General features: G+C 62.4%; 13 protein-coding genes. 5 read left to right on the plus strand and 8 right to left on the minus strand.

Features of this window, described 5'->3' with window-relative positions; all coding sequences use genetic code 11:
- Positions 1–257 precede the first annotated feature (257 nt).
- Positions 258–1,034 carry a TatD family hydrolase gene (locus tag MA884_RS26715; RefSeq protein ID WP_256233307.1) on the minus strand — a complete coding sequence of 259 codons (777 nt, stop codon included), beginning with the start codon at positions 1,032–1,034 and terminating at the stop codon, positions 258–260.
- 20 nt (positions 1,035–1,054) lie between these two features.
- Entirely contained in the window at positions 1,055–2,050 is a 996-nt protein-coding gene (cra, locus tag MA884_RS26720; protein ID WP_256233308.1) for a catabolite repressor/activator, read from the minus strand.
- A 289-nt stretch (positions 2,051–2,339) separates the two neighbouring features.
- Between cra and ptsP the strand changes: the two genes are divergently transcribed.
- The 4 genes from ptsP to MA884_RS26740 all read left to right on the plus strand — a co-directional run bounded on the left by ptsP (position 2,340) and on the right by MA884_RS26740 (position 9,644).
- A complete protein-coding gene (gene ptsP, locus MA884_RS26725; RefSeq protein ID WP_256233309.1) occupies positions 2,340–5,204 on the plus strand; it encodes a phosphoenolpyruvate--protein phosphotransferase in 2,865 nt (954 codons plus the stop codon).
- Entirely contained in the window at positions 5,204–6,145 is a 942-nt protein-coding gene (gene pfkB / locus MA884_RS26730) for a 1-phosphofructokinase (RefSeq protein WP_256233310.1), read from the plus strand. The genes ptsP and pfkB overlap by 1 nt, the downstream gene beginning before the upstream one ends.
- Positions 6,146–6,159: 14 nt before the next feature.
- Complete coding sequence (locus MA884_RS26735) at positions 6,160–7,902, plus strand: PTS fructose-like transporter subunit IIB (RefSeq protein WP_256233311.1); 1,743 nt, start codon at positions 6,160–6,162, stop codon at positions 7,900–7,902.
- Between the two features lie 200 nt (positions 7,903–8,102).
- Positions 8,103–9,644: an alkaline phosphatase gene (locus MA884_RS26740; RefSeq protein WP_256233312.1), complete on the plus strand. Its 1,542-nt coding sequence runs from the start codon at positions 8,103–8,105 to the stop codon at positions 9,642–9,644.
- Between the two features lie 151 nt (positions 9,645–9,795).
- On the opposite strand, the gene MA884_RS26745 is transcribed toward MA884_RS26740, so the two are convergent.
- The 6 genes from MA884_RS26745 to MA884_RS26770 all read right to left on the minus strand — a co-directional run bounded on the left by MA884_RS26745 (position 9,796) and on the right by MA884_RS26770 (position 17,610).
- Positions 9,796–12,321, minus strand: a complete 2,526-nt coding sequence (locus tag MA884_RS26745; protein WP_256233313.1) for a sulfite reductase flavoprotein subunit alpha — start codon at positions 12,319–12,321, stop codon at positions 9,796–9,798.
- A gap of 157 nt (positions 12,322–12,478) precedes the next feature.
- Positions 12,479–13,642: a type III PLP-dependent enzyme gene (locus tag MA884_RS26750; RefSeq protein WP_256233314.1), complete on the minus strand. Its 1,164-nt coding sequence runs from the start codon at positions 13,640–13,642 to the stop codon at positions 12,479–12,481.
- A 500-nt stretch (positions 13,643–14,142) separates the two neighbouring features.
- Complete coding sequence (locus MA884_RS26755) at positions 14,143–15,300, minus strand: betaine/proline/choline family ABC transporter ATP-binding protein (RefSeq protein WP_256233315.1); 1,158 nt, start codon at positions 15,298–15,300, stop codon at positions 14,143–14,145.
- On the minus strand, positions 15,297–15,950 hold the full coding sequence (locus MA884_RS26760) for an ABC transporter permease (RefSeq protein WP_256233316.1): 654 nt from the start codon (positions 15,948–15,950) through the stop codon (positions 15,297–15,299). Before MA884_RS26760 ends, MA884_RS26755 begins: the two co-directional genes overlap by 4 nt.
- Positions 15,951–15,965: 15 nt before the next feature.
- Positions 15,966–16,868: a glycine betaine ABC transporter substrate-binding protein gene (locus MA884_RS26765; RefSeq protein ID WP_256233317.1), complete on the minus strand. Its 903-nt coding sequence runs from the start codon at positions 16,866–16,868 to the stop codon at positions 15,966–15,968.
- Positions 16,869–16,893: 25 nt separating this feature from the next.
- Entirely contained in the window at positions 16,894–17,610 is a 717-nt protein-coding gene (locus MA884_RS26770; protein ID WP_256233318.1) for an ABC transporter permease, read from the minus strand.
- Between the two features lie 331 nt (positions 17,611–17,941).
- On the opposite strand from MA884_RS26770, the gene MA884_RS26775 reads away from it, so the two are divergent.
- Positions 17,942–19,525, plus strand: a complete 1,584-nt coding sequence (locus MA884_RS26775; protein WP_256233319.1) for a peptide chain release factor 3 — start codon at positions 17,942–17,944, stop codon at positions 19,523–19,525.
- Positions 19,526–19,894 lie beyond the last annotated feature (369 nt).

The raw sequence follows: 19,894 nt of genomic DNA on the forward strand, positions 1-19,894 counted from the left end.
CTCACCTTCAGTCTAATCACGATGCAAGACACAAGCGGGCTTGCTCGCGAAGGCGTTGGCCCATTCAGCATCAGCTTTTCAGGCAGACCGCTATCGCGAGCAGGCTCGCTCCCACAGTTTTTATCGGTGGTGTTCACAAATTTTGCGTCCGCCGCAATTCCCCTGTGGGAGCGAGCCTGCTCGCGATGACGGCGTCACATTCAGCATCGCCGGTTCAGACAGATCGCCTTCGCGAGCAAGCCCGCTCCCACAGGGGGTCACCAATTGAACAGTTGGCGGGCGTTGGCCGTGCTGGCCTCGGCCAGTTGCTCAGGGCTGATCGTCATAATCCCCGCCAAGGCTTCGCAAATAGCCGGCAAATGCACCGGACTGTTGCGCTGAGCGGGGAACATCGCCGGAGCCATGTCCGGCGAATCGGTTTCCAGCACCACCGCGTCCAGCGGCAGTTTGGCCAGCACCCGGTGCATGCGCAGGGCCTGGGGCCACGTGGCGGCGCCACCGAGGCCGAGCTTGAAACCGAGCTTGATGTATTCGCGGGCCTCTTCAAAGCTGCCAGCGAAGGCGTGGATGATCCCTCCGCGCTTGAGGCCAATGCGCTTGAGGGTGGCGATCACGGCGGCATGGCTGCGGCGCACGTGGATCAGCGCCGGCAATTCGAATTCCGCCGCCAGTTGTAGCTGCGCCTCGAACAACGCCTGCTGACGCTCGCGGTCCAGGGTTTGGACGAAGTAGTCCAGACCGATTTCCCCTACCGCACACAACTGCCGATGCCCGGCCAGGCGGATCAGCCATTGGCGCAATTGCCCCAGGTCATCGGGGCGATGCTGGTCGAGATACACCGGGTGCAGGCCCAGGGCGGCGTGCAGGTCCGGGTCGCCTTGCACCAGATCCCAAACCCGTTGCCAGTTATCCCGGTACACCCCCAGCACCACCATCTGCCGGACGCCCAAGGCACGGCTTTCCGCCAGCAGCGCCGGGCGGTCCGCGTCGAAGTCGGGGAAATCCAGATGGGTGTGGGTATCGATCAGTTCCATGCTTCAATCCTGAAGAATGCTCAGCCCTGATGAATGCGCTGCTTGAACGTGCGTGCGATGGCCTGCACCCCGGGTTGGTAATCATCGTTTTCGATGGCGGCCAGGGCCAGCGCCAGGGCCTTGTCGGCGATCAGTTGATGCTGCTGGGACATGGCGTTGACCGGCAGTGGCAGGAAGTCCAGCAGTTGCGTATCACCAAAGGTGCCCAAGCGTAGCGGACGCGACTTGAGCGGGAAGTCGTGCAGGGCGTCGAACACCCCTTGCAGTAGCACATAGGAGGTGGTGATCAACGCATCAGGCAGGTGCCCCAATCGCGCGAGCAATTCATCCATCAACTGGCGACCGCATTCACGGCTGAACGACTCGCCGTGCTCGATCAATACCTGGCCTTGGAATCCGGCCAGGGCTTCGTTGAACCCGGCGGTGCGTTCCTGGCTGATGCTCAACTCGGGCCGGGCGCTGATCAGCGCGATCTGGCGGGGATTGGTTTCCAGCAGGCTACGGGTCAGTTGCAGGCTGGCCTGGCGGTCATCGCTGATCACTGAGCAGAAATGTGCAGGCTCCATCACCCGGTCGATGGCGATGATGGGGATGCCCTTGGCCTGCAACTGGCGATAACTGTCGTCCCCGGCCGGCAGGCAACTGGCGACGATCAGCGCATCGCAACGCCGGGCGCGGAACAGTTGCAACAGCTGTCGCTCGCTCTCGGGCGCATCGTCGGAGCTGGCGATCAGCAGTTGATAGCCCCGCGCCCGGGCACCCTGTTCCAGCAGCTTGGCGATGCGGGCGTAACTGGGGTTTTCCAGGTCCGGCAAGATGAAGCCCAAGGTGCGCGTGTGCCGGCTGCGCAATCCGGCTGCTTGGGGGTTGGGCGTGAAGCCATGTTCCTCGACCACCGCGCGCACACGTTCGACGGTGGCGCTGCTGATGCGTTGCTGTTCGGCCTTGCCGTTGATGACATAGCTGGCGGTGGTTACGGACACACCGGCCAACTGGGCGATATCACTGAGTTTCAACCCGGTTTTCCTTGTTTTTTCGAGTTTGCCCCGACAATGAGGGGCATCCTACCCGATTCAGGACGACGGTGACTGTCGCGACGGCGGCGACAAGTTGCACTTCAAGGATGAGAGATTATCGAGTAACGTGCCAATCTTTCTAGATTAAACGTTTCAGCAGGCGTATTTTCAAGGTTAGCAGGATTTTTTGGCCCGTCTGCCGCGATAGCGCCAAAAGCCGTCCTGTAACGTTAAGCTGATTCATTCAAAACAATACCTGGCGCCAACCCGACGCCAAAAAGGAGAAAGCATGCTCGAGCTCACTCTAGAGCAGATATCCATGGCTCAGACAGCTGTGGATAAAGACGCCGCGCTGCAACTGCTCGCTGACAAACTGGTGGCCGATGGCCTGGTAGCCGAAGGTTACCTGGCCGGCTTGCAGGCTCGCGAGGCCCAGGGCTCGACCTTTCTTGGCCAAGGTATTGCCATCCCCCACGGCACCCCGCAAACCCGCGATCTTGTTTACTCCACCGGGGTGCGTTTGCTGCAGTTCCCCGACGGCGTGGACTGGGGCGACGGGCAGATCGTTTACCTGGCGATCGGTATCGCGGCCAAGTCCGACGAACACTTGCGTCTGCTGCAACTGCTGACCCGCGCCCTCGGCGAGACGGACCTGGGCCAGGCCCTGCGCCGCGCAGGTTCGGCCGAAGCGCTGCTGAAGCTGCTGCAAGGCGCGCCACAGGAACTGGCTCTGGATGCACAGATGATCGGCCTCGGCGTGTCGGCCGACGATTTCGAAGAGTTGGTCTGGCGCGGCGCCCGTCTGCTGCGCCAGGCCGATTGTGTGAGCAACGGCTTTGCGGGTGTATTGCAGCAGGTCGAGGCGCTGCCGCTGGGCGATGGCCTGTGGTGGCTGCACAGCGAACAGACCGTCAAACGCCCGGGCCTGGCCTTCGTCACGCCGGACAAGCCCATCCGTTATCTCGGTCAGCCATTGAGCGGCCTGTTCTGTCTCGCCAGCCTCGGCGAGGCGCACCAGGCCTTGCTCGAACGGCTCTGCGCGTTGTTGATCGAAGGCCGCGGCCATGAACTGGGCCGCGCCACGAGTAGCCGCAAGGTGCTGGAAGTGTTGGGCGGCGAACTGCCCGCCGACTGGCCCAGCGCTCGCATCGGCCTGGCCAATGCCCACGGCTTGCATGCGCGTCCGGCGAAGATCCTCGCGCAACTGGCAAAAAGCTTCGAAGGCGAGATCCGCGTGCGCATCGTCGACGGCCAGGACAGCGCTGTGTCGGTCAAGAGTCTGAGCAAGTTGCTGAGCCTGGGCGCTCGTCGCGGCCAGGTGTTGGAGTTCATCGCCGAACCCAGCATCGCCGCCGACGCCTTGCCGGCCCTGTTGGCCGCGATCGAGGAAGGCTTGGGCGAAGAAGTCGAGCCGCTGCCACCACCGAGTGCGCCACAGCAAACCACCATGGCCGAAGTTGCCACCGTGATGCTGGCGCCCGAGTCCGGCAGCCTGATCCAGGCCGTTGCCGCGGCCCCAGGTATTGCCATCGGTCCGGCCCACATCCAAGTGCTGCAGGCCATCGATTATCCGCTGCGCGGCGAGTCGGCGGCCATCGAGCGCGAGCGCCTGCAAAACGCCTTGAACCAGGTGCGCCGCGATATCGAAGGTCTGGTCGAACGCGCCAAGGCCAAGGCCATCCGCGAAATCTTTATCACCCATCAGGAGATGCTCGACGACCCGGCGCTGACCGACGAAGTCGACACCCGATTGAAGCTGGGCGAGAGCGCGCAAGCGGCGTGGATGGGCGTGATCGAAGCCGCCGCGAAAGAACAGGAGGCGTTGCAGGACGCACTGCTTGCCGAACGTGCCGCCGACCTGCGGGACGTCGGCCGGCGTGTGCTGGCGCAACTGTGCGGCGTCGAAACCCCGAGCGAACCCGAGCAACCGTACATTCTGGTGATGGACGAGGTGGGCCCGTCCGACGTCGCCCGTCTGGATCCCGCCCGCGTGGCGGGGATTCTTACCGCGCGCGGCGGCGCCACCGCCCACAGCGCCATCGTCGCCCGGGCCCTGGGTATCCCCGCGCTGGTGGGGGCCGGTGCGGCGGTGTTGCTGCTGGCGCCGGGTACTTCACTGTTGCTGGACGGCCAGCGCGGTCGCCTGCACGTGGACCCCGACGCGCCCACGCTGCAACGGGCCATCGAAGAGCGCGACACCCGCGAGCAACGTCTCAAGGTGGCCGCTGAACAACGTCATCAACCGGCGCTGACCCGTGACGGTCATGCCGTGGAAGTATTCGCCAACATCGGCGAGAGCGCCGGTGTCACCCGTGCGGTGGAGCAGGGCGCCGAAGGCATCGGCCTGCTGCGCACCGAACTGATTTTCATGGCTCACACCCAGGCCCCGGATGAAGCGACTCAGGAAGCCGAATACCGCAAGGTGCTCGATGGCCTGGCCGGTCGCCCGCTGGTGGTGCGCACCCTCGATGTGGGCGGCGACAAACCGCTGCCGTACTGGCCGATTGCGAAAGAAGAGAACCCGTTCCTCGGCGTGCGTGGCATTCGCCTGACCTTGCAACGTCCGCAGATCATGGAAGCGCAATTGCGCGCCTTGTTGCGTTCTGCCGAAAACCGTCCGTTGCGGATCATGTTCCCGATGGTGGGCAGCGTCGATGAGTGGCGCCAGGCCCGGGACATGACCGAGCGCCTGCGCCTGGAGATTCCGGTGGCGGACCTGCAACTGGGCATCATGATCGAGGTGCCATCCGCTGCACTGCTGGCGCCGGTGCTGGCCAAGGAAGTCGACTTCTTCAGCGTTGGCACCAACGACCTGACGCAGTACACCCTGGCCATCGACCGCGGTCACCCAACCCTTTCGGCCCAGGCTGACGGCCTGCACCCGGCGGTGCTGCAACTGATCGACATCACCGTGCGTGCCGCCCATGCGCATGGCAAGTGGGTCGGTGTGTGCGGTGAGCTGGCGGCTGATCCGTTGGCGGTGCCGGTGCTGGTGGGCCTGGGGGTGGACGAACTGAGCGTTTCGGCCCGCAGCATCGCCGAAGTCAAGGCGCGAGTGCGCGAAGTGAGCCTTGCGCAAGTAAAAATCCTGGCCCAAGAGGCCTTGGCCGTGGGCAGCGCCAATGACGTGCGTGCATTAGTGGAGGCGTTGTAATGGCCAAGATCCTGACCCTGACCCTGAACCCGGCGCTCGACCTCACGGTGGAACTGGCGCGCCTGGAACCAGGCCAGGTCAACCGCAGCGATGCCATGCACAGCCATGCCGCCGGCAAGGGCGTGAACGTGGCCCAGGTGCTGGCTGACCTGGGCCATACCCTGACCGTCAGTGGCTTTCTCGGTGCAGACAACGCCCAGGCGTTCGAAACGCTGTTCGCCCAGCGCGGTTTTGTCGACGCTTTTATCCGCGTCCCAGGAGAGACCCGCAGCAACATCAAGCTGGCCGAGCAGGACGGGCGCATCACTGACCTCAACGGTCCAGGCCCGGTGGTTGATGACGCCGCACAGCAAGCGTTGCTTGAGCGACTGGAACAAATCGCCCCCGGCCACGATGTCGTGGTGGTGGCGGGCAGCCTGCCCCGGGGTGTTAGCCCGCAATGGTTGCAGGCGCTGATCATTCGCTTGAAGAAATTGGGCTTGAACGTGGCCCTCGACACCAGCGGCGAAGCCTTGCGCGTCGCCCTCGCGGCGGGGCCGTGGCTGATCAAGCCAAACACCGAGGAACTGGCCGATGCGCTGGGTTGCGACGTGGTGAGCGAATTTGCCCAGGCTGAAGCGGCGCAACGATTGCACGCCCAAGGCATCGAGCATGTGGTGATTTCCCACGGCGCCGACGGCGTGAACTGGTTCGGTGTCGGTTCGGCGCTGCATGCTTCGCCGCCCAGCGTCACTGTCGCCAGCACCGTGGGTGCCGGTGATTCGCTGCTGGCTGGCATGCTGCATGGCCTGCTCAACGCCGATACGCCGCAGCAGACCCTGCGCACCGCCACGGCCATCGCCGCCATGGCCGTGACGCAGATCGGTTTTGGCATCCATGACACCGCGTTGCTGGCGTCGCTTGAACAGGGCGTGCGCGTGCGCCCCCTGACAGAACAATAAGAGGGTTCGCAAGAATGAAATTAGCCATTGTGACGGCCTGCCCGAACGGCATGGTCACCAGTGTGTTGTGCGCCCGCCTGCTGGACGCGGCGGCCCAGCGTCAGGGTTGGAGTACCAGCGTGGAAGTCCATGACGCGGCCCATCCTGAACGCCAATTGTCGGCCGCGACCCTCGACGCGGCTGAGTGGATTTTGTTGGTTGCCAGCGGCCCGGTGGACTTGTCGCGGTTCGTCGGCAAACGTCTGTTTCGCAGCACCCCGGCCCAGGCCCTGCAAGACGTTGACTCGTTGCTGCGCCGTGGCGCCGAAGAGGCCGAAGTGTTGGTCGAATCCGAGGTGCTGGAGCAGACGCCGGCGGTCTCGGCTGAGCGCGCCCCGCGCCTGGTCGCCATCACCGCGTGTCCGACTGGCGTCGCTCACACGTTCATGGCCGCCGAGGCGTTGCAGCAAACAGCGAAGAAACTCGGTTACGACCTGCAAGTGGAGACCCAGGGTTCGGTGGGCGCTCGCAACCCGCTGAGTGCCGAGGCTATCGCTGTGGCCGACGTGGTGCTGTTGGCCACCGACATTGAAGTGGCCACCGAGCGTTTTGCCGGCAAGAAAATCTATCGCTGCGGCACCGGTATCGCCTTGAAGCAGGCCGAAGCCACGCTGAACAAGGCGTTGGCCGAAGGCCGCCAGGAAAGCGCCTCGGGCGCTGCCAGCGCTGCGGCAAACTCGGAGAAGACCGGCGTCTATAAGCACCTGCTGACCGGCGTGTCGTTCATGCTGCCGATGGTGGTGGCCGGTGGTCTGTTGATTGCCTTGTCGTTCGTGTTCGGCATTACCGCATTCAAGGAACCCGGCACGCTGGCGGCGGCGCTGATGCAGATCGGCGGCGACACCGCGTTCAAACTGATGGTGCCGTTGCTGGCCGGCTACATTGCTTATTCCATCGCCGACCGTCCCGGCCTGGCGCCCGGCATGATCGGCGGGATGCTAGCAAGCACCTTGGGCGCGGGGTTCATTGGCGGGATCATCGCCGGTTTCCTGGCCGGTTACGCCGCCAAGGCAATCAACCGCTACGTGCGTCTGCCCCAGAGCCTGGAAGCGCTCAAACCGATCCTGATCATCCCGCTATTGGCGAGCCTGTTTACCGGTCTGGTGATGATCTACATCGTCGGCAAACCGGTGGCGGGCATGCTGGATGGCCTGACCCATTTCCTCGACAGCATGGGCACCACCAACGCGATCCTGCTGGGTGTCTTGCTGGGGGCGATGATGTGTGTCGACCTTGGCGGGCCGATCAACAAGGCCGCCTATGCATTTTCGGTGGGGCTGCTGGCGTCGCAAAGTTATGCACCGATGGCGGCGGCCATGGCCGCTGGCATGGTGCCGCCGATTGGCCTGGGCATCGCGACCTTCATCGCCCGCCGCAAGTTTGCCCAGACCGAACGCGAGGCCGGTAAAGCGGCGCTGGTGCTGGGGCTGTGCTTCATTTCCGAAGGGGCGATTCCGTTCGCCGCCAAGGACCCGTTGCGGGTGATCCCGGCCAGCATCGCCGGTGGTGCGCTGACCGGTGCACTATCGATGTACTTCGGCTGCAAACTGATGACGCCCCACGGTGGCCTGTTCGTGATGCTGATCCCCAACGCCATTAATCATGCGTTGTTGTATTTGCTGGCGATCGTGGCGGGAAGTCTGCTGACGGCGGTGTCCTATGCGCTGCTCAAGCGGCCGGAAGTCGTGGAGATGGCGCTGGAGCCGGCCAAGGCCTGACCACTTTAGTTTGAACAATGAAAATTCCCTGTGGGAGCGAGCCTGCTCGCGATAGCGGTGTATCAGTCGACAATGGGTCGCCAGACACTCTGCAATCGCGAGCAGGCTCGCTCCCACAGTGGTGTTGGGGTGTTCACAAGATTCCTGTCACACCCGATTAACACGACCATGCTTAAGTTTTCCCTTTTAGGGGAAACACCATGAGCGAATTCGACCTGGGCCGTCGCCGTGTGATGCAAGCCGTGGGGGCGGGGTTGTTGTTGCCGGGGCTGGCGCCGGCGGTGATTGCCTCGGTCAAGGATCGCCCGGTGCTCACCGATGGCGTGCAGTCAGGCGATTTGCAGGGCGACCGGGCGATGATCTGGAGTCGCTGCGACCGTCCGGCCCGGATGGTGGTGGAATGGGACACTCGCAGCCAGTTGCCCAACCCGCGGCGTTTCGTCTCGCCACTGGCCGACAGTCGCAGCGATTTTACCGCCCGGGTTGAACTCACCGGACTGCCGGCAGACCAGGCGATTTTTTACCGGGTGCATTTTGAAGATGCCCAAAGTGGCGTCGCCAGTGAGCCCTGGCTCGGTCACCTGCGCAGCGTGCCGCGGTTCAAGCGCAACATCCGGTTTGTCTGGAGCGGCGATACCGTCGGCCAAGGCTTCGGCATCAACCTGGACATTGGCGGCATGCGCATCTACGAAGCCATGCGCCTGCGCCTGCCGGATTTTTTTATCCACAGCGGCGACACCATTTACGCTGACGGTCCGGTGCCGGCGCAGATCACCACCGAAGGCGGGCGCATCTGGCGCAACCTCACCACCGAAGCCAAGAGCAAGGTCGCCGAAACCCTGGATGAATATCGTGGCAACTATCGCTACAACCTGATGGACGAAAACGTACGCCGCTTCAATGCCGAGGTGCCGCAGATCTGGCAGTGGGACGACCATGAGGTGGTCAACAACTGGTCGCCGGGCAAGCAACTGGATGAACGCTACCAGACCAAGGATATCCACAGCCTTGTGGGCCGTGCGCGGCAGGCCTGGCTGGAATACGCTCCCATGCGCTTGCAGAAGGCCGACGCAGGCGGGCGGATCTACCGCAAGCTCGCTTACGGGCCGATGCTGGATGTGTTCGTGCTGGACATGCGCAGCTACCGCGAAGCCAACGACGCCAACCTCGGCGGGGCCAAACCCTTTCTCGGTCGCAGGCAGTTGGACTGGCTCAAGGGCGAATTGAAGCAGTCCCGTGCCCAGTGGAAAGTCATTGCCGCCGACATGCCCATCGGCTTGGGCGTGCCCGACGGCGAAGTCAGTCCCGGCGTGCCGCGCTGGGAAGCGGTGGCCAACGGTGATCCGGGGCCGGCCCAGGGCCGTGAACTGGAGATCGCCGAATTGCTTGGCTACCTGCGCAAGCATCAGGTGCGCAACTACGTCTGGCTCACCGCTGACGTGCACTATTGCGCCGCCCACCATTACCACCCGGAACAGGCCGCGTTCCAGGATTTCGAACCCTTCTGGGAGTTTGTCGCCGGGCCGTTGAACGCCGGCAGCTTCGGGCCCAATCCTCTGGACAAGACGTTCGGCCCCGAAGTGGTGTTCCAGAAAGCCCCCCCGGCCCAGAACACCTCGCCGTTTGCCGGGTACCAGTTCTTTGGCGAGGTGAACATCGATGGCCAGAGCGGGGAGATGAGCGTGGTGTTGCGGGACTTGGAAGGCCTGGCTGTGTTCGAGAAGAAGTTGCAGCCGGTTTGACTGTCAGTCGTGCCAGGAGCCTCTGTGGGAGAGGCTTCTGTGGGAGCAAAGCTTGCTCGCGATGGCGGACTGTCAGTAGCCATTTCTAGACAGATATACCGCCATCGCGAGCAAGCTTTGCTTCCACAGGGGTACTAAAGATGGGCGTTTGTCAGTAGACATCCCGCCGATACCGGCCCTGCTCGATCAAGCGCTCCACTGCCGCGGCTCCGAGCACGTCGTTGAGCACCTGGTCCACGCCCGAGGCCATGCCCTGCAAGCTGCCGCAGACATAGATCACCGCACCGTCGGCCAACCATTGCTTGAGCAGGGTCGAGGATTCGCGCAGGCGGTCCTGAACGTAGATTTTCTGTTCCTGATCCCGGGAAAACGCCAGGTCCAGGCGCTCCAGATCGCCGGATGTCACCCATTCCTGTAACTCGTCACGGCAGTGGAAATCATGCTCGCGCTGGCGCTCGCCAAACAGCAGCCAGTTGCGCTGCATGCCCTCAGCCACCCGCGCCTTGAGCAGGCTGCGCAGGCCGGCCAGGCCAGTGCCGTTGCCCAGCAAGATCATGGGCACGCCCTGGGGCGGCAGATGGAAGCCGCTGTTACGGCGTACCCGCAGGCTAATGGCACTGCCCAGCGGCGCATGCTCGGTGAGCCAACCGGAGCCGATACCCAAGTTGCCGTCTGCGTGACGTTCCTGGCGTACCATCAGTTCCAGCGAGCCATCGGCGGGAATTGAAGCGATGGAGTATTCGCGCAGTGCCAGTGGCGCCAGGGCATCCACCAGCGCCTGGGCATGCATGCCCACCAGATGGGCGCGATTTTCCGGCAGTTGGCGGTTGGCCAGGGCCTGATCAAGACGTTGGGACAAGCCATCGACCTGCACGCGAGCGACGCCGGCGATGCCCAGGCCATCCAGGAACTGTTCGATGGCCGACAGGTCGTTGCGCGGCAGGATTTCCACCAGGTCACCGGCCAGCCAACTGCTCGGGCCGGGCGTGGTGAGACCCAGCAGATACACGCCAGAGCTGCTGCTGTCGGGGTTGAGCAAGGTGCGCTGGTGCAGGGTCCAGTTCTCGAAACTGGGCGCCTGCCAGATGTCCAGCGGTGCCTGGCCGGTCAGTTCGGCCAATTGCTGTTGCCAGTGACGCAAGGCGTAAGGGTCGCCACTGTCGACTTCCACCGGAGCGAACAGGGTCTTGCCGCCATGCTCCGCCAACCAGGCGTGCAGGCGTCGGGCGAAGCCGCAGAAGTTTTCGTATTGCCGGTCGCCCAGGCCCAGTACCGAATACTGCAGGCGCTCCAGGCTCAGGGCCCGGCCCAGCACTTTGCGCTCGAAACCCCGGGCGCTGTCCGGTCCTTCGCCGTCGCCAAAGGTGCTGACGACGAACAGGGCGTGGCTGCAATTGCTCAGCTCCTGCTCGCTGATACCGGCCAGCGGCTGGACCTTCACCGGCAAACCGGCGGCCTGGAGCTGGCCGGCGGTCTGCCAGGCCAGTTGCTCGGCGAAACCGCTCTGGCTGGCGAACCCGATCAGCCACGCCGGGGCGTCGCTGTGGTGGGCGGCCAGTTCCTGGCGGGCGTTCTTGATGTTGCGCTTCTTGCGGCGACGGTCCAGGTACAGCAACCAGCCGGTGATGAAGAACAGCGGCATGGCCAGCGCTGCGACCGTCACCAGGATCCGCCCGATCAGGCCGAAATAACTGCCGATATGCAGGGCATAGACGCTGGTCAGCAACTGCGCCTTGAGGCTCTTGTCGCTGTAGCGGCTGTGATGACTGATGACGCCGGTGGCCGGGTCGAGGGTGAGCTGGTTCAGTGCCCGGTCATGAGGCGAGTTTTTCAGCAGGTAGTACACCGTCGCCGGTTGCCCGGCCACCGGCGGCATGCGCACGTTGTAGGACGTCAGGCCAGGGCCGGCGGCGCTGTAGATGCTGCTCCACATGGCCCGGTAATCGGCCACCGGCGGTGGGCCGCTCGGAGCTGCGCCGCGGTTGCGCACCCGTTCTTCTTTAGGGGAATCGGAGAGCAGGCGGGTTACGCCTTTGTTGTACCAATCGTAGGACCAGGTCAGGCCGGTCAGGGCCGCCAGCAGATAAAACGCCAGGCACCAGGTGCCCGCCACCGAGTGCAGGTCCCAATTGAAACTGCGGCCTTTTTTCGCCCAGTCGAGGGTCAGCCAGGCACGCCAGCTTTTCCATTGGCGCGGCCAGCGCAGGTACAGCCCGGACAGGCAGAAAAACACCAGGATCAGGGTACAGGCACCGGTAATCTGCCGACCCACATCCTCCAGGGCCAGGACGCGGTGCAGCCTGAGCATCAGGCCGAAGAGATCCTGGCCCATTACGTCGCCCATGAACTGTGCGTTGTACGGGTTGAAATAGCGCATGGGCCCGCGCTTTTCCCCAGGCGGGGCGGCGAAAATCGCCCGTGCGGCGTGGCCGCTGTCGGTCTCGACCCAAAGCATGGCGACGGTTTTACCGGAAGCGGCCTCGATCTGTTGCACCAGCTCGGCAGGCGGCAGGACGCCTTCCGGTTGTTTCGGGACCATCAACACCTGGGGGTTCAACGCCCGCAGGATTTCGTCCTGAAACGACACCGCGGCACCGGTAATGCCCATAAACGCCAGGACCAGCCCGGCGCTGATGCCGAAAAACCAGTGCAACTGGAACAGGGTTTTCTTAAACACGTCGCCCGCCTTTCAGTCAGTGCTGTTCATCACGGCGCGCATGTTATCGAGAACCATTCATAAATACACATAAAAGCCACGCTTATGGGCGCGTTTCGCGCTATTACAAAAAAGCCCGTGACACAGTCACGGGCTTTCGGGTCCTGCGATCAGCGAATCACACGTAGAACGATTTCAGCGGCGGGAAGCCATTGAATTCCACCGCGCTGTAGCTGGTGGTGTAGGCACCGGTCGACAGCCAGTACAGGCGGTCACCGATGGCCAGGTTCAGTGGCAAACCGTACTTGTAGTTCTCGTACATGATGTCGGCGCTGTCACAAGTCGGGCCGGCGATGACCACTTCTTCCATCTCGCCTTTCTTCTCGGTCCAGATCGGAAACTTGATGGCTTCGTCCATGGTTTCGATCAGGCCGGAGAATTTGCCCACGTCCGTGTATACCCAGCGCTCGACGGCGGTACGCGATTTTCGGGCCACCAGCACCACTTCGCTGACAAGAATACCGGCGTTAGCGATCAGCGAACGGCCCGGCTCGAGGATGATCTCCGGCAGTTCGTCGCCGAAGTCTTCCTTGAGGAAACGGATGATTTCCTCGGCGTAGGTTTCCAGGCTGTTGGTGCGGGTGATGTAGTTGGCCGGGAAGCCACCGCCCATGTTGATCAGCTTCAACACGATGCCGTCTTCTTCTTTCAGGCGCTCGAAGATCACCTTGACCTTGGCAATCGCGGCGTCCCAGACGCTGATGTCACGCTGTTGCGAGCCGACGTGGAAGGAAATGCCGTACGGCACCAGGCCCAGGTCGCGGGCCAGGATCAGCAGGTCCATGGCCATGTCGGTCTGGCAGCCGAACTTGCGCGACAGCGGCCAGTCAGCGGTGGTCGAGCCTTCGGTAAGAATACGCACATAGACTTTCGAACCCGGTGCGGCCTTGGCGATGTTGCGCAGGTCGGCTTCGGAGTCCGTGGCATACAGGCGCACGCCCTTCTCGTAGAAGTAGCGGATGTCCCGGGATTTCTTGATGGTGTTGCCGTAGCTGATCTGATCCGGGCCTACGCCACGGCTCATGACTTTATCCAGCTCATAGATCGAGGCGATGTCGAAGTTCGAGCCTTTATCCTTGAGCAGGTCGATGATTTCCACCGCCGGGTTGGCCTTGACGGCGTAATAGACCTTGGCGAAGTCGAAACCGGCGCGCAGGTCATCGTAGGCCTGGGAGATCATCGCGGTGTCGATCACCACGAACGGGGTTTCCTGCTTGTCGGCGAACGCCTTCATTTTCTGAAAGGTTTCGCGCGCAAAATAATCTTCGACCTGGATCGACATACTTGGGACTCCTACTGGCAAACATCAGGATCAATGGGTTTGAGGGCAAGCAGCCCTCGTGAACGTCCTCCGTATCCCCACTTTGGTTCGCCTACTTCCCAAGGCATGTCGCCGAAAGCAAAAAGGCCACGGGATGCATGATTCCCTTGGCCTTGCTGTCTCGTCGTCAGTACTTGAGCCGGATGGATCGTTTCCAGCATGGACGTTCGGCGCGAACTTTAGGGCGTGAGGGGCCTGAGATCAACAAAAAATGTCGCGTTTTTGCACTCATTCGTCGTGTGGCCCGCGACAGCTCCTGATGTAACCGACCTGTGTGACAGATTGATGTTCATTTTGATCTGTTTCGCAGAGCTCTGAATGCAGCGCTTGCCCTTGTGGCGAGGGAGCTTGCTCCCGCTGGGTGGCGAAGCCGCCCCAAAAAAGCGATGAGCGCTTCGCACTCAAGCGGGAGCAAGCTCCCTCGCCACAAAAGCCTCGCCACAAAAGCCTGCGGTGCCCAATCAGGCCACCGCAGTCTCGGCTGGCGAAACAATACTGGTCTTGCCTCCACGGGACTTGCCGGAGCTCAGGTACTCGGCAATCGATTCTTGCGTCACCTCCCCGAGGAACACCCGCTCGGCATCCATCACCGGCAGCCACGAACGGTTGAACTCGTACATGCGCGACAACAGGATCCGCAGGTGTTCGTCGTAAGCCGCTGTGGCGTTGAATTCGCTCAGGTACTGCGAGCAGGCGCCGGTCTGGCGGTGCAGGTCGCGACGTCGTACAAAACCCAGGGCCTTGTTCTCGGCGCAGGTCACTACCAGGTAGCGACGGTCATGTTCGTCCATCAACTCCAGCGCCTCGGCCACCGGTGTCTCGGGGCTGACCGCGGGTGCATTGTCCGCCGCGTCTTCAGCCCGGACCAGCAACAAGCGCTTGAGCGTGCTGTCCTGGCCGACAAAATTGCTGACGAACTCGTCGGCAGGGTGCGCCAGTAGCGTGTCAGGGTGATCGAACTGGATCAGCTTGCCGGCGCGGAAGATCGCAATCTTGTCCCCCAGCTTGATGGCTTCGTCGATGTCGTGGCTGACCATGATCACGGTCTTGTTCAGTGCCCGTTGCATCTCGAAGAACTCGTTCTGGATCATCTCGCGGTTGATTGGGTCCACCGCGCCGAAGGGTTCGTCCATCAGCAACAGCGGCGCATCGGCCGCCAGTGCGCGGATCACGCCGATCCGTTGCTGCTGGCCGCCCGACAGTTCCCGCGGATAACGATGCAGGTACTGCTTGGGTTCAAGCTTGATCATGCTCATCAATTCGCGGGCGCGGTCGTGGCATTTTTGCTTGTCCCAGCCCAGCAGGCGCGGGACCACGGTGATGTTTTCCTCGATGGTCATGTTCGGGAACAGGCCGATCTGCTGGATCACATAGCCGATGTTGCGGCGCAGGGTCACTTCGTCCAGGCCGGTGGTGTCTTCACCGTTGATCAAGACCTTGCCCGAGGTGGGCGCGATCAGGCGGTTGATCATCTTCAGCGTGGTGCTTTTGCCACAGCCCGATGGCCCGAGGAACACGCAGATCTCGCCTTCGTTGACGGTCAGGCTCACCGAGTCCACGGCCTTGACGTCCTTGCCGTTGCTCTTGAAGGTTTTGCTGAGGTTTTGAAGTTCGATCATTTGAGGAGTCCTTTTGGAGTCAGCGAACGTTGCAGCCATTGCAGAAGCAGGTCGGCGAAGATGGCCAGGAGACTGACCAGCACGGCGCCGACGATCAGCATCGACATGTCGCTGCGGCTGATGGAAGCGAGGATGAGTACGCCCAGGCCACCGGCACCGATGGTGGCGGCAATGGTCATGACACCGATGTTCATGACCACGGCGGTGCGCACGCCGGCCAGGATCACTGGCACGGCGATGGGCAGCTCGACCATGCGCAGGCGCTGGCCGAAGGTCATGCCGATGCCACGGGCAGCTTCGCGGATGCCGGGTTCGACACCGGTCAGGGCCAGGTAGGTGTTGCGCATGATCGGCAACAAGGAATAGAGGAACACGGCGGTGATCGCCGGCATCGGCCCCAGGCCTTGGCCGAATGTGGAATAGACCGGCAGCAGCAGGCCGAACAGGGCGATCGACGGAATGGTCAGCAGCACCGTGGCGCTGGCCTGCAAGGGGCCGGCGAGGGTCGGAAAGCGGGTCATGAAAATGCCCAGCGGTACGCCGACCACAATTGCCAGGGTCACGGCGATGCCCACCAGGGTGATGTGCTGCAAGGTCAGGTGCAGCACCAGTGGCCAGTCCAGATGGGAAAAGGCGTCAAGAAAATCCATGGCTTTTCCTCCAGGTCATTGGGTTGAGAGCAGGGAATGCTGGCGCAGGAAATCGGCGGCAACGGCGGAAGGGCTTTCGTGGTTGACGTCCACGCGGGCGTTGAGCTGGCGCATGGTTTCATCGTCAAACAATTCGGCCAGGGGTTTGAGCTGCGCGGCCAGTTGCGGATTTGCATCCAGAGTCGTCTGGCGCACCACGGGCGCGGCGGTGTAGTCCGGGAAGTACTGCTTGTCGTCTTCCAGCAGTTTGAGTTTGAACGCGCTCAGGCGCCCGTCGGTGGTGTACACCAGGCCGGCGAATACCTGGCTGTTGCGCAGGGCGGTGTAGACCAGGCCCGCGTCCATTTGCCGGATGTTCTCGCGGGTCAGGTTCATGCCGTACAGCTCGACCATGCCATCCAGCCCGTCGGAGCGGTTGGCGAACTCGGTGTCCAGGGCCACCAGGTGATTTTCATCGGCCTCGGCCTGTAACACGCTGTTCAATTGGCTGATGGTGTTGATCTGTGGATATTGCTGCGCGATTTTTTCCGGCAAGGCCAGGGCATAGGTGTTACTGAATTTCGACGGCGTCAGCCAGGTCAGGCCTTTTTTTGCGTCGATTTCTTTCACCCGGGCGTAGGACTGCGCGCTGTCGAGTTTCTCGGTGATGTGGTTGTAGGACACCAGCGACACGCCGGTGTACTCCCAGAGCAGGTCCAGTTGTCCGCTCTCCTGGGCGCTACGGGCCAGGTTGCTGCCAAGTCCACCGGTGATCTGCGCGTCGTAGCCTTTGCCGCGCAGGTATTGGGCGGTGATTTCTGCCAGCAGCGTCTGCTCGGTGAACACTCGGGCGCCGAGGCGAATCAGCGGTTTTTCAGCGGCCTGGGCAAATCCTGCGAACAGCAGGACGCAGCCCAGTATCAAGCTCAACTTCTTCATAACGATTCCTTTATTGCAGCCGGGTCTATGCCGCTCGCAGACCGCGTTCCAGCCAGAGGCGGCTGGCCAGTGTCACCAGGCCGTCGAGCAGCAACGCCAGCAGGGCGGTGCACACCGCGCCGAGCAGCAGTTGCGGCTGATTGTTCAAGGCGATGCCGGGGAAGATCAGGCTGCCAAGGCTGTTGGCGCCGATCAGGAACGCCAGTGGGGCTGTGCCGACGTTGATCGCCAGTGCCACCCGCACACCACCGACGATGATCGGCACGGCATTGGGCAACTCGACTTTCCACAGCACCTGGCGCGGGGTCATGCCGATGCCGACGGCGGCTTCCTTGAGGGAGCCCTGGACGTTCTTCAGGCCTTCGTAGGTGTTGCGCACGATGGGCAGCAGCGAGGCGAGGAACAGGGCGAAGATGGCGGGCCCGCTGCCGATGCCCAGGAAGCCCAGGGCGATGGCCAGTACGGCCAGGGGCGGCACGGTGTTGCCGATGTTGAAGACTTGCATGAAGCGTTCGGCGCGCCCGACCATCGCGGGGCGGCTGAGGGCGATGCCGGCGGGGATGCCGACGATCAGAGCCGCCAACATGGACGCCACAACGAGCATCAGGTGAGCTTGCAGGTAAAACAGTAAATCGTCGTGGTAACGCTCAATCGTATCGATACCGATCCAATAGACCAGCAGGGCCAGGAGAGCGACGACGATCGCGCCCCCTGTCAGCCCTTTGCCATAGCGGATAGCCACAGGCGGACTCCTTTGTATTTCAGTCGGCGCGCGCTTTCCCGTGCGGCAAACCGTCAAGGTTGCCGGGAAAACGTTCGCGAGAAGCAGCTCTGTTCAGTGCCGGTAAAACGGCCTGTAAATTGAGCCATAAGCGCAGCCTCGTCAGGCTAACTTGCTGATTTTGCAGACCCTGACGAACAGCCGTATCAGGGGGGTGGACGTCTTCACGGGGCGAAAGGTTCCCACGTAAAGGGGCATTTGGCCACCCCGGATGTGCCCAATGGTTCGGTTCCTGGCACAAGTTGAGCTATAATCGCCGCCCTTTTTTGAATCACCTGCCAGGCGATTTCCCATGACCAAACAGGCCGCCGAAGTCGCGAAACGCCGCACTTTCGCCATTATTTCCCACCCCGATGCCGGTAAGACCACCATCACTGAAAAGCTCTTGCTGATGGGCAAGGCGATTGCAGTGGCCGGCACGGTGAAATCTCGCAAGTCCGACCGCCATGCCACCTCCGACTGGATGGAAATGGAAAAACAACGGGGTATCTCCATTACCACGTCGGTCATGCAGTTCCCGTATCGCGATCACATGATCAACCTGCTCGATACCCCGGGCCACGAAGACTTCTCCGAAGACACCTATCGCACCCTGACCGCGGTGGACTCGGCGCTGATGGTCCTCGACGGCGGTAAAGGCGTCGAGCCACGGACCATCGCCCTGATGGACGTCTGCCGTCTGCGGGACACGCCGATCGTCAGCTTCATCAACAAACTGGACCGCGACATTCGTGACCCGATCGAACTGCTCGACGAGATTGAGGCGGTCCTGAAGATCAAGGCTGCGCCGATCACCTGGCCGATCGGCTGCTACCGTGACTTCAAGGGCGTGTACCACCTGGCCGACGACTACATCATCGTCTACACCGCCGGGCATGGTCATGAACGCACCGAAACCAAAATCATCGAGAAGCTCGACTCCGACGAGGCCCGCGCCCACCTGGGCGACGAGTACGCCCGTTTTGTCGAGCAACTGGAGCTGGTGCAGGGCGCCTGTCATGAATTCAACCAGCAGGAGTTCCTCGACGGCCAACTGACGCCGGTGTTCTTCGGTACTGCGTTGGGCAACTTTGGTGTGGACCACGTACTCGATGCCGTTGTCGATTGGGCGCCACGCCCGCTGGCCCGGGTGGCCAACGAGCGCACCGTGGAACCGGTGGAAGAGAAGTTCACCGGCTTCGTGTTCAAGATCCAGGCGAACATGGACCCCAAGCACCGCGACCGCATCGCGTTCATGCGCATCTGTTCCGGCAAATACGAAAAAGGCATGAAGATGCGCCACGTGCGCACCGGCAAGGACGTGCGCATCGGCGACGCCCTGACGTTCTTCTCCTCGGAGCGCGAGCAACTGGAAGAAGCCTTTGCCGGTGACATCATCGGCCTGCACAACCACGGCACCATCCAGATCGGCGACACCTTCACCGAAGGCGAAGCCCTGGGCTTCACCGGCATCCCGCACTTCGCCCCGGAACTGTTCCGTCGCGTACGCCTGAAGGATCCGCTCAAGTCCAAACAACTGCGCCAGGGCCTGCAGCAACTGGCCGAGGAAGGCGCCACCCAGGTGTTCTTCCCGACCCGCAGCAACGACATCATCCTCGGCGCCGTCGGTGTGCTGCAGTTCGACGTCGTCGCCAGCCGCTTGAAAGAGGAATACAAGGTCGAGTGCTCCTACGAGCCTATCACCGTGTACTCCGCCCGTTGGATCGAATGCGACGACAAGAAAAAGCTCGAGGAATTTTCCAACAAGGCCGTGGAAAACCTCGCGCTGGACGGCGGCGGTCACCTGACCTACCTGGCGCCGACCCGGGTCAACCTGGCGCTGATGGAAGAGCGCTGGCCGGATGTGAACTTCCGTGCGACGCGTGAGCATCACTAAGCGCTGAGCTATACACCCAGAACCCCGCACCGAAAGCTGCGGGGTTTTTTATTTCCGCCTGGGCACCACCAATCACCTATGGGAGAAAAGCTTGCTCCCACACTGGAACTTCAGCGGGCAAAAAATTGTGTTCGGCCCAGATTCCTCTGTGGGAGCAAAGCTTGCTCGCGATAGCAGATTGTCAGGCAATTCAGTGGTGGCTGACCCACCGCCATCGCGAGCAGGCTCGCTCCCACGCTGGAACTTCAGCGGGCAAAAAATTGTGTTCGGCCCGGATTCCTCTGTGGGAGCAAAGCTTGCTCGCGATAGCGGAGTGTCAGGCAATTCAGTGGTGGCTGACCCACCGCCATCGCGAGCAGGCTCGCTCCC

It is taken from the genome of Pseudomonas sp. Q11 (genome assembly GCF_024494355.1).
Taxonomy (GTDB): Bacteria; Pseudomonadota; Gammaproteobacteria; order Pseudomonadales; family Pseudomonadaceae; genus Aquipseudomonas; species Aquipseudomonas hefeiensis.

Bases quoted from the DNA above. Each gene is read 5' to 3' on its own strand.
- MA884_RS26750 (WP_256233314.1), bottom strand. From the start codon at position 13,642: ATGTCGATCCAGGTCGAAGATTATTTTGCGCGCGAAACCTTTCAGAAA.
- ptsP (WP_256233309.1), top strand. From the start codon at position 2,340: ATGCTCGAGCTCACTCTAGAGCAGATATCCATGGCTCAGACAGCTGTG.
- MA884_RS26775 (WP_256233319.1), top strand. From the start codon at position 17,942: ATGACCAAACAGGCCGCCGAAGTCGCGAAACGCCGCACTTTCGCCATT.
- pfkB (WP_256233310.1), top strand. From the start codon at position 5,204: ATGGCCAAGATCCTGACCCTGACCCTGAACCCGGCGCTCGACCTCACG.
- MA884_RS26715 (WP_256233307.1), bottom strand. From the start codon at position 1,034: ATGGAACTGATCGATACCCACACCCATCTGGATTTCCCCGACTTCGAC.
- MA884_RS26760 (WP_256233316.1), bottom strand. From the start codon at position 15,950: ATGGATTTTCTTGACGCCTTTTCCCATCTGGACTGGCCACTGGTGCTG.
- MA884_RS26755 (WP_256233315.1), bottom strand. From the start codon at position 15,300: ATGATCGAACTTCAAAACCTCAGCAAAACCTTCAAGAGCAACGGCAAG.
- MA884_RS26740 (WP_256233312.1), top strand. From the start codon at position 8,103: ATGAGCGAATTCGACCTGGGCCGTCGCCGTGTGATGCAAGCCGTGGGG.
- MA884_RS26765 (WP_256233317.1), bottom strand. From the start codon at position 16,868: ATGAAGAAGTTGAGCTTGATACTGGGCTGCGTCCTGCTGTTCGCAGGA.
- MA884_RS26735 (WP_256233311.1), top strand. From the start codon at position 6,160: ATGAAATTAGCCATTGTGACGGCCTGCCCGAACGGCATGGTCACCAGT.